General features: G+C 73.8%; 8 protein-coding genes. 4 read left to right on the top strand and 4 right to left on the bottom strand.

Going from position 1 to position 8,020, the window contains the following annotated elements; all coding sequences use genetic code 11:
- The coding region (locus QZX64_RS06840) for a thiamine pyrophosphate-dependent enzyme (protein WP_366558528.1) at positions 1-286 on the top strand (286 nt) is incomplete at its 5' end.
- Here QZX64_RS06840 and QZX64_RS06835 read toward each other — a convergent pair.
- Positions 283-414 carry a hypothetical protein gene (locus tag QZX64_RS06835; RefSeq protein ID WP_295657880.1) on the bottom strand — a complete coding sequence of 44 codons (132 nt, stop codon included), beginning with the start codon at positions 412-414 and terminating at the stop codon, positions 283-285. The genes QZX64_RS06840 and QZX64_RS06835 overlap by 4 nt on opposite strands.
- Before the next feature lie 120 nt (positions 415-534).
- On the opposite strand from QZX64_RS06835, the gene QZX64_RS06830 reads away from it, so the two are divergent.
- The 3 genes from QZX64_RS06830 to QZX64_RS06820 are packed head-to-tail and all read left to right on the top strand — an operon-like array spanning position 535 to position 4,538.
- The gene (locus QZX64_RS06830; RefSeq protein WP_295657878.1) at positions 535-2,652 is read left to right on the top strand and encodes an MMPL family transporter; all 2,118 of its coding nucleotides are present in this window, start codon (positions 535-537) and stop codon (positions 2,650-2,652) included.
- Positions 2,653-2,692: 40 nt separating this feature from the next.
- Positions 2,693-3,859, top strand: a complete 1,167-nt coding sequence (locus tag QZX64_RS06825) for a sensor histidine kinase (RefSeq protein ID WP_295657876.1) — start codon at positions 2,693-2,695, stop codon at positions 3,857-3,859.
- Position 3,860: 1 nt separating this feature from the next.
- On the top strand, positions 3,861-4,538 hold the full coding sequence (locus tag QZX64_RS06820) for a response regulator transcription factor (RefSeq protein ID WP_295657875.1): 678 nt from the start codon (positions 3,861-3,863) through the stop codon (positions 4,536-4,538).
- 79 nt (positions 4,539-4,617) lie between these two features.
- On the opposite strand, the gene QZX64_RS06815 is transcribed toward QZX64_RS06820, so the two are convergent.
- The 3 genes from QZX64_RS06815 to QZX64_RS06805 all read right to left on the bottom strand — a co-directional run bounded on the left by QZX64_RS06815 (position 4,618) and on the right by QZX64_RS06805 (position 7,853).
- Positions 4,618-5,589, bottom strand: a complete 972-nt coding sequence (locus QZX64_RS06815; RefSeq protein ID WP_295657873.1) for a YihY/virulence factor BrkB family protein — start codon at positions 5,587-5,589, stop codon at positions 4,618-4,620.
- 93 nt (positions 5,590-5,682) lie between these two features.
- Positions 5,683-7,185 carry a mannitol dehydrogenase family protein gene (locus QZX64_RS06810; protein ID WP_295657872.1) on the bottom strand — a complete coding sequence of 501 codons (1,503 nt, stop codon included), beginning with the start codon at positions 7,183-7,185 and terminating at the stop codon, positions 5,683-5,685.
- Complete coding sequence (locus QZX64_RS06805) at positions 7,182-7,853, bottom strand: nucleoside/nucleotide kinase family protein (RefSeq protein WP_295657870.1); 672 nt, start codon at positions 7,851-7,853, stop codon at positions 7,182-7,184. The genes QZX64_RS06810 and QZX64_RS06805 overlap by 4 nt, the downstream gene beginning before the upstream one ends.
- Positions 7,854-8,020 lie beyond the last annotated feature (167 nt).

Here is an 8,020-nt window from a genome sequence, read left to right as displayed (position 1 = left end):
CATCCCGGCCTTCCCCTACGCGGCGTACGCCGAGCTGCTGGGGCTGCGCGGGATCAGGGTGACGGGGCCCGAGGAGGTGGACGCCGCCTGGGAGCAGGCGCTGGCTGCCGACCGGCCCACGCTCATCGAGGCCGTGACGGACCGCGACGTGCCGCTGCTCCCGCCGTTCCCGGCGGGACGGGACAAGCTGGGGTCGTTCCGGGCCGGCCTCGACCAGGAGGGCGAGGCGGGGGTGCACGCCCGGGCGCTGCTCGACGAGCAGGCGGGCATGGAGGAGCGGCGCTAGCTGCCGTCGCCGCCGGCGTGCTCCTCGTCTGCCGTCTCCGGCTCGACGCCGTCGGGCCGGCCCTCCTCGGGTGCGTTCAGGGTGGGCTCGGCGTCCTGGTCGTGGTCCTGCTCGTCGCGTCCGGTCATGGCGGTCGGTACCCCTCCCACCCGGTCGTACACCGACGGGAGTAGGGCGGGGGCCGGAACCGCCGCGGGTACGCCCCCGGCAGGACGCGGCGGACCGCCCGGTGCCGCGAGGGTCGTGCCATGACCACCTCCCCGACCACCCGCCTCGTCCAGAGGCTCCACGACCACCCACGGCGCGCCCTCGTGGCCGTCCTCCTGTTCGTCCTCGTGGCCGGCGCCTTCGGCGGGCCCGTCGCCGGAGCGCTCGACTCGGACGGTGGCTTCGCGCCCCCCGACGCCGAGTCGGTCCGCGCGGTCGAGCGCATCCAGGCCGCCACCGGGGCCAGCCCCTCGCCGGGCATCGTGCTCCTCGTCGACACGCCGCCCGGCACGGGGGAGGAGGCGGTCAGCGACGCGGCCGAGACGCTCGCCGGGGTGGCGGGCATCGTCGCGGCCACCCCCGCCGGCACGGCCCGCGACGGGTCGTCGGCGATCGTGGTCGGCACGGTCTCGGCCGATGCCCTGGGCGACGACGTGGCTGCCGAGGCGCTCGAAACCTTCGAGGACGCCGAGGGCGTGACGGTCGGCGGCGGTGACGTCGCAGGCCTCCAGATCGGCGAACGGGTGGGTGAGGACCTGGGCCGGGCCGAGCTGTTCGCCTTCCCCGTGCTCGTGCTGCTGTCGCTGCTGTTCTTCGGCGGCCGGGCGGCGCTGCTGCCCCTGGTCGTCGGCGTGACCACCGTGCTCGGCACCTTCCTGGCCATGGCCGGGATCAACCAGGTGTACGGCCTCAGCATCTTCGCGCTCAACCTCGTCATCGGGCTCGGGCTGGGCCTCGCCATCGACTACACCCTCTTCCTCGTCAGCCGCTACCGCGAGGAGCTGGAGCGGCAGGGGCCCACGACCGGCGCCGTGCTCACCACCATGCGCACCGCGGGCCGCACGGTCGCCTTCTCGGCCGCGACCGTCGCGGTGGCCCTGATCACCCTGACCGTCTTCCCGATGGGGTTCCTGAAGTCCATGGGCATCGCGGGCGCCGTCGTCTCCGTGGTCGCGGCGACCGCCGCCCTGGTCATCAGCCCGGCGGTGTTCGGGCTGTGGGGCGCGAAGCTGGCCCGCCGGTCCCGTCGAGCCGCCGGCGCTGCCGCCGAGGGCCGGTGGTACCGCCTCTCGCAGGCCGTGATGCGCCGCCCCGGCACGGTCGCGGTCGCGACGGCGGCGGTCATGATCGTGCTGGCGGCCCCGGCGCTGCGGGCGGAGTGGACGCCGGTCGACGCGAGCGTCGTGCCCACCGACCTCAGCGCCCGCGTCGTCTCCGACACCCTCGCCGAGCAGTACGACGGCGCCGGCACCACCCCGGTGACCGTCGCGGTCGCCAGCACCGACGCCGACACGGTGGCCGACTTCGCCGACGTGGCGTCCTCGGCGCCCGGCGTGCTCGCTCCTGCCGAGGCGGTGGCGATCGGTGCGGGCACGTGGCAGGTCGACCTGGAGGTCGCCGGCGACGCCGCGGGTGACGGCGCCCAGCAGGTCGTGGCGGACGTCCGGGACGCCGCCGCGGCGAGCCGGCTCGACGTGCTCGTGGGCGGTCCGGCAGCGGAGTTCGTCGACCAGCAGGCCGCGATCGGCGACAGCCTCCCGCTCTCGGTGGCGCTGCTGGTGCTGCTGACCCTGCTGGTCCTGTGGCTGATGACCGGCTCGCTGGTGCTGCCCTTCAAGGCGGTCCTGATGAACGTCCTGACCGTCGGTGTGGCCTTGGGCGCGCTCACCTTCGTCTACCAGGACGGCCGGCTGACCGGGCTGCTGGGCTACACGCCCAACGGCGGCATCGAGCCCACCGACTTCCTGGTCGCGGCGGCGGTGGTGTTCGCCCTCTCGACCGACTACGGGGTCTTCCTGCTCGGCCGCATCAAGGAGGCCCGTGAGTCCGGGCTCTCCGAGCGCGACGCGGTCGCCACCGGGCTCTCGAGGACGGGCAGCGTGGTCACCGCCGCGGCGATCCTGCTGGCGGTCGCGATCGGCGCCTTCAGCACCAGCTCGATCTCCTTCATCCAGCAGATCGGGGTCGCGACGGCGGTGGGGGTCCTGGTCGACGCCTTCGTCGTCCGCACCTTCCTCGTGCCTGCCCTGATGGGGCTGCTGGGCAAGTGGAACTGGTGGGCGCCGATGCCGCTGCGCCGGCTGCACGACCGCATCGGCCTCAGCGAGTCCGAGCCGGTCGTCGTGGAGCCGGTCCGGGAGCTGGCGAATACTCCCTGAGGAGGACGCCGGGCAGGGTCGCCCCCGCTACCGTCGGAGGGTGACCCTGTCCCGTCTGCGCCGTGACCGCGTCGACCTCCTGGTCGACGCGGTCCTCCTCGGGGTGTGCGCCGCAGCCATGGCGGTCGAGACGACGGTGATCGACAGGGCCGTCACGACGCCCGCGGCGTACGTCGCGGTGGTGCTCGCCTCGGCGCCGGTGCTGCTGCGCCGGCGTGCTCCGCTCCTGGCGATCACGCTGGCGATGACCCTGATGCTGGGCGTCCTCGAGACGACCAACGTCCACCAGACCATCGCCTTCCCGGCGGTCCTGTGCGGCTACACGCTCTCCGTCCGCCACGGTCGGCGGCTGGCGGTGCCGGTCGGAGCGATCACGATGGTCGTCGTCCTGATCATCCTGGCCGTCTACAGCGACCACGCGCTGCTCTCGTGGGACACCGCCAAGAACCTCTCGCTCGTGGCGCTGCCCATCGCCCTCGGCGTCGCCGCCCACGACCGGCGCCGCTACACCGCTGCCCTGGTCGAGCGGGCCGAGTCGGCCGAGCGCACCAGGGACGAGGAGGCGCTGCGCCGGGTCGGCGAGGAGCGGCTGCGCATCGCCCGCGACGTCCACGACATCGTCGCGCACGCCATGGTGGCCATCAACGTGCAGGCCGGGGTGGGGGCCCACCTGCTCGAGCGCGACCCCGAGCAGGCCCGGGCCACGCTGCGTGACATCAAGCGGGTGAGCGGGGAGGCGCTCGACGACCTCCGGTCGATGCTGGGCGTCGTCCGCGACCTCGACGGTCCCGACGACGTCGCCCCGGTGCGGCCCGTGCAGGGCCTGGCCGAGATCGACGACCTGCGCGAGGGCCTCGGCTCGGCCGGGGTGAGCCTCGAGGTGGAGATCGACACCTCCGCCGTGCCGCTGCCGGCGTCGGTGGGCGCGACGAGCTATCGCATCGTGCAGGAGGCGCTGACCAACGTCATGCGGCACGCCGGTCCCACCTCGGCGCGGGTGAGGGTGTCCCGGCACGACGCCGTCGTCGTCATCGAGGTGGAGGACGACGGCGGGTCCGGGCCCGAGGCGCTGGCGGGCAGCGGGTCGGGCAACGGCCTGCGCGGCATGCGCGAGCGCGCCACCGCGCTGGGCGGCTCGCTCGAGGCGGGCCCGCGCGTGGGTGGCGGCTGGCGAGTCTCGGCGTCCCTGCCCGTCGGGACGCCCTGAGGTGGGCATCCGCGTGCTGCTGGTCGACGACCAGACCCTCGTCCGTGCCGGGTTCCGGGCGCTGCTCGGCTCCGAGCCCGGCATCGAGGTGGTCGGGGAGGCCGTCGACGGGGCCGAGGCCGTCACGCTGGCTGCCTCGCTGGTGCCCGACGTGGTGCTGATGGACATCCGGATGCCGCGCGTCGACGGTCTCGCCGCCACCAGCCGGATCACCCGGGATCCCCGCCTGGCGTCCACCAAGGTGGTGGTGCTGACGACCTTCGAGCTCGACGAGTACGTCTTCGGCGCGCTGCGGGCCGGCGCCTCGGGGTTCCTGCTCAAGGACATCGAGCCGCAGGCCCTCATCGAGGCGGTCCGCCTGGTGCACGACGGCCAGGCCCTGCTGGCTCCTCAGGTGACCCGCCGGCTGATCGAGGCCTTCGTGGCGTCGGGCGCCGACGAGCCGGCCGAGCCGGCGACCGGGCCGGACTCCCGCCTCGAGGGCCTGACCCCGCGCGAGCGCGAGATCCTCGCGCTCGTCGGTCGCGGGATGTCCAACCACGAGATCGCCGCCCACCTCGTCCTCTCCCCACTGACAGCCAAGACCCACGTCTCGCGCCTGTTCCTCAAGCTCGGCGTCCGGGACCGGGCGCAGCTCGTCGTGGCGGCGTACGAGACGGGGCTGGTCGGGGCAGGCTGAGGGGCAGGCTGAGGGGCGGGCCGGCTCGTCGACCGCTGCCCGCCGTGCAGCACGGCTCGCCTCCGGGCGGCGTACGCCCTCAGGGCTCCTGCGGGTAGGGCGGCGCGCTGTCCGCGACGACGGCGCCCCGCTCGCCCAGAGGCCGCTCAGCCCCGACCGTGGAGTCCCGAGCGGTCTGCCGCTCCGCCTCCCCGTTCACGGCCGCACCGACGAGGACGAGCAGGACGCTGATCCAGAGCCAGAACATGCTGATCGCCACGCCGGCGAGCGAACCGTAGGTGGCCTCGTAGGTCCCGAGCCGCTGGACGTAGGCGAACAGCGCCACCGAGGTGGCGACCCAGAGGGCCGTCGCGCCCGTGGCTCCCCACGTGATCCAGCGCCACCGGGCGTGCTGGCGGTCCGGCGCGAAGCGGTAGAGGACGGCGAGCATGGCGCTCATCAGCGCGGCCAGCGCCAACCAGATGAGGACGGGCGCCACGGCCCGGGCCATCGCGGGCGCCTCGCCCAGCGCCCGGGAGGTCACGCCCACGGCGGCGATGACCGCGCCCACCAGCAGGGCACCGCCGAGGGCGAACGCGACGGCGAGGGCACTGCGTCGCAGGAGCCCGCGCGTCTCCGGCTCGTGGTACGCCACGGTCAGTGCGTCGATCAGCGACGCCATGGCGGTCGTCGCGGTCCCCAGGGCGATGAGGAGGCCGACCACGCCCCGCAGGGTGAGCACCTTCGTGGAGGCGGTGGTGATGCTCCTGAGCTGGTCGGCGACGAGCGGTTCCACCGGAGCGGGCAGCAGCTGTGCGACCTGCGTGAGCTGGTCGCGAGCCTGCGCCGGGGTGTTGACCGCGCCGTAGACCGACAGCGCGGTCACCAGCACGGGGGCTATCGACAGCACCGCGAAGAAGGCGATCCCGGCGCTGAGGAGCGGCAGGCGGGTGGTCACGACGTGCCGCAGGGCGCGCGGCAGGATCTGCCGCCACCCCCGGACCGGGATCTGGCCGGGGGACACCGCGTCGTCCGCCACGGCCCGGTGGTCGGGGTCCTCAGCTGCCGCCATCTCACGCCTCTTCGACTCTCGCCCGGTGACCTCATCATTCGCCTCGGGGGACGCGGTGTCGATGTGCAGGCTCGGCGCGGGCCGACGGGGCCGTCAGTCCCCGGAGCTGCCGGCGTACCTAGCGACCGCCGCGCGCGCCCCGTGCTCGTGCAGGGTCCGGAGCGCCGCGACGTACGTCGTGACGAAGCGACGATCCTCGCGCAGGCCGTCGAACATGCTGAGACCGAGCATGGCGGTGGGATCGTCCTGCTGCTGCCGGGCCAGCGCCAGGACCTGGTCCCGGCGGACGTCCACGACCTCGAGCGGGCGCCCGGCGTCGTCGACGCCCTCGGCATGGCGGGCCCACCCGGCGATCGCCAGGGCGGCGCGGTCGATCTCGCCGCCGTCCTGCAGCCGCTGACGCACCACCGGCAGCAGGAACTTGGGGATGCGCTCGGTGGAGTCGACGCACTGACGCGCCAGCGTGTCGCCGATGGCCTCGTTCGTGAACCTCTCCAGCAGCGAGGACCGGTAGTCCCCGAGGTCCACACCCGGCACCGGGTCCAGGGTGGGGGTCGCCTCGCGTTCCATGTATCCCCGCAGCAGCGCCACGAAGTCGGGGTCCCGGCACACGTCGTGCACGTAGCCGTACCCGGCCAGCGACCCCAGGTAGCCCATGACCTGGTGGCTGGCGTTGAGCAGGCGGAGCTTCATCAGCTCGTACGGGCGGACGTCGGGCACCAGCTGGACCCCGGCCTCCTCCCACGGCGGGCGTCCGGCGGTGAAGTCGTCCTGGATGACCCACTGGTGGTACGGCTCGCACACCACCGGCCAGGCGTCCTGGACCCCGAGGGAGTCGGCGACGAGTGCTCGGTCCCCGTCGGTGGTCGCGGGAGTGATCCGGTCCACCATCGAGCTCGGGAAGGCCACGCGGTCGGCCATCCAGTCCGCCAGCGCGGGATCCTTCAACCGGGCGTAGGAGGTGAAGGCGTTGCGGGCCTTCTCGCCGTTCTCCTCCAGGTTGTCGCAGGACACCACGGTGAAGGGGTCGATGCCGCGCTCGCGCCGACGACCCAGGGCCTCGGTGACGAAGGCGAAGACGGTGGTGGGTGCCGCTCCGGGCTCGAGGTCCCGGCGCACGGCGGGGTCGTCGCCGTCGAACTCACCGTCCGACCGCAGGTTGTAGCCGCCCTCGGTGACGGTCATGGAGACGATCCGCACGTCGGGTGAGGCCATCCTCTCGACCACGCGGTCGGGATCGTCGGGCGCGAAGAGGTAGTCGACGATGGAGCCGATGACCTGTGCCTCCACGGTGCCGTCCGGGTGCCGCTGCACCAACGTGTACAGGCGGTCCTGGGCGGCCATGACGTCGCGCATGAGCGAGTCCTGGGGCAGCAGCCCCACACCGCAGATGCCCCACTCGCCGGCGAGCCCCTGCCGCAGAAGCCGGTCGACGTAGAACGCCTCGTGCGCCCGGTGGAAGCCTCCGACGCCGAGGTGGACGATCCCCGGCGTGACGTCGTCGCGGTCGTAGCCCGGGACGGTCACGCGGTCGCCCAGCAGCCCGAGTGAGTCCTGGTTCAGCGCCAGGGTGGGGTCGCGCCGCTCGCCGCTCATGCGATCGTCACCACGAGGTCGGCAGCCGCCCGGGTCGTCCCGACGACCGTGGCGTTGATCTCGTCGCTCCCGGTCACCCACGCTCGGGCCGCGTCGGGTCGCTTGCCGTGCCGCACGTGTCGGGTGACGAGCCGCTCGATCCGCAGCTCGGGGTCGACCTCGAGGAACCAGACCTCGTCGAGGTTCTCCCGCACGCCGGACCACGCGCCGTCGTCGAGGAGCAGGTAGTTGCCCTCGGTGATGACCAGGGGGGTGTCCGGTGCCACCGGGATGGAGCCGGCGACGGGCTCCTCGATGTCCCGGTCGAACGCGGGCGCGTAGACGACGTCGGGCCCGGGGCGGCGCAGGCGCCGGAGCAGCGCGACGTACCCGGCGGCGTCGAAGGTGTCGGGAGCGCCCTTGCGCTCCTGCCTGCCCAGCCGGACGAGCTCCCCCTGGGAGAGGTGGAAGCCGTCCATCGGCACGACCACGGCGTGCGGCGTCAACGCCTCGACGAGGTCTCGTGCCAAGGTCGACTTGCCGCTGCCGGGGGCGCCGGTCAACCCCAGCATCGTGCGGCTCCGGGTGCCCGTCAGCGCACGAGCGCGTTCGGTGAGCTCGGACAGCGTGTCTACCGCGGTCATCGGGAGCCTCTCCGGCAGGAAGGGCAGGACGGTGTGGGGACCCACCCTACGAGCATCTCCCGGCTCGTCCGGGACGCGGTGATGCTGGCGGTCGGGACTACAGCTCCCGGGCCAGCCGGTCGAGCATGTCGAGGGTGTGGTCGTTCCAGTAGGCCCGGGTGTGTCCGCCCCCGCCGCCGACCCAGGGGTCAGGGGCGACCGGAGCGGCGTCG

The sequence above is a fragment of the uncultured Nocardioides sp. genome (genome assembly GCF_902805925.1).
GTDB lineage: Bacteria > Actinomycetota > Actinomycetes > Propionibacteriales > Nocardioidaceae > Nocardioides.
The sequence above is the reverse complement of the archived record's forward strand: the minus strand, read 5'-3'. Positions and strand labels throughout refer to the sequence as shown.

What these genes read in the sequence shown, in the direction of transcription:
- QZX64_RS06810 (WP_295657872.1), bottom strand. Translation starts at nt 7,185, where the DNA reads ATGAGCGGCGAGCGGCGCGACCCCACCCTGGCGCTGAACCAGGACTCA.
- QZX64_RS06830 (WP_295657878.1), top strand. Translation starts at nt 535, where the DNA reads ATGACCACCTCCCCGACCACCCGCCTCGTCCAGAGGCTCCACGACCAC.
- QZX64_RS06835 (WP_295657880.1), bottom strand. Translation starts at nt 414, where the DNA reads ATGACCGGACGCGACGAGCAGGACCACGACCAGGACGCCGAGCCCACC.
- QZX64_RS06815 (WP_295657873.1), bottom strand. Translation starts at nt 5,589, where the DNA reads ATGGCGGCAGCTGAGGACCCCGACCACCGGGCCGTGGCGGACGACGCG.